The sequence below is a fragment of the Streptomyces sp. SPB074 genome, assembly GCF_000154905.1.
Classification (GTDB): domain Bacteria; phylum Actinomycetota; class Actinomycetes; order Streptomycetales; family Streptomycetaceae; genus Streptomyces.
This window is the reverse complement of the sequence record NZ_GG770539.1, coordinates 6,300,836-6,301,701: the sequence shown is the minus strand read 5'-3', so window position 1 is coordinate 6,301,701 and position 866 is coordinate 6,300,836. Positions and strand designations below refer to the sequence as shown.

The following is an 866-nucleotide window of genomic DNA, read 5'->3' as shown; positions in this document are numbered from 1 at the left end:
CTCCGGACGCGCTCGCAGCTTACGGGCGCGCGAGGCGGGGGCGCGCGTCCGGGCGCCGCGCGCCCCCGCCGGTGGCTGTCCCGGCGCCGAGGGCGCGTGGGTCCCCGGTACGGATTCCGGCGCCCGCCCCGCCCGGTCAGGGAGCCAGGCCCGCCGCCGCGCGGGCGGCGGCGTCGAACTCCACGTACTCGATGACGGCGCCGCCCGGGTGCCCAACGACGAGGTCGCGGCCGGTGGGGACGGCGCGGGGCGGGGCGAGGATCTCGGCGCCCTCGCGCGCCGCGCGGTCGAGCACCGGCGCGAGGGCGTCCACGACGACGGTGGCCTGGGTGGCGCGGACGGGGGCGAGCGCTTCTGGCGCGCCCGCGAGGAGCAGGAAGCCGCCGACGACGGCGAGCGCGATGCCCCGGTGGGAGAAGCGCAGGCGCGGCTCCTCACCGGTCAGCGCGCGGAAGGACGGGAGTGCCGCGTCGAGGTCGTCCACGTACATGCGGGCGAAGGTGGCGAGTACGGTCATGTGCCCACTGTGCCCGGGCGTCAGCGTCCGCGCGTCCACCACCCCACTCGTCCGGTGGACTTCGCCGCTCCCGGCTTGGTGCGGCGGGACGCGGCTCAGCACAGTGGCGGGGTGCGAATGAAGAGAACCGCCGCCGGGGTGCTGCTCGCCCTCGCGGGCGCGGCGTTGTCCGGGTGTGTGAGTGTGCGCGAGGCGGCCGGGGAGCCGGCCGAACAGGCGGCGCGGGCGAGCCTCGCGGTACCGGGGGCGCTCACCGCCTCCGAGACACCGTTGCCGAGCACCCCCCCCCGCGAGAAGCACGGGGCGGAGCATCGCGTGGACCCGCCGCCGTCCCTCCCGCCCCTCCCCC

The 866-nt window shown here is 78.4% G+C and carries 1 protein-coding gene and 1 pseudogene; one reads left to right on the top strand and one right to left on the bottom strand.

From position 1 onward, the window contains the following. Positions 1-136 precede the first annotated feature (136 nt). Positions 137-517, bottom strand: a complete 381-nt coding sequence (locus SSBG_RS26890) for a VOC family protein (RefSeq protein WP_037872015.1) — start codon at positions 515-517, stop codon at positions 137-139. A 111-nt stretch (positions 518-628) separates the two neighbouring features. Between SSBG_RS26890 and SSBG_RS35130 the strand changes: the two are divergent. Then, positions 629-866 (top strand): annotated as a pseudogene (locus SSBG_RS35130) (hypothetical protein); the annotation flags it as partial.

What these genes read in the sequence shown, in the direction of transcription:
- SSBG_RS26890 (WP_037872015.1), bottom strand. Translation starts at nt 517, where the DNA reads ATGACCGTACTCGCCACCTTCGCCCGCATGTACGTGGACGACCTCGAC.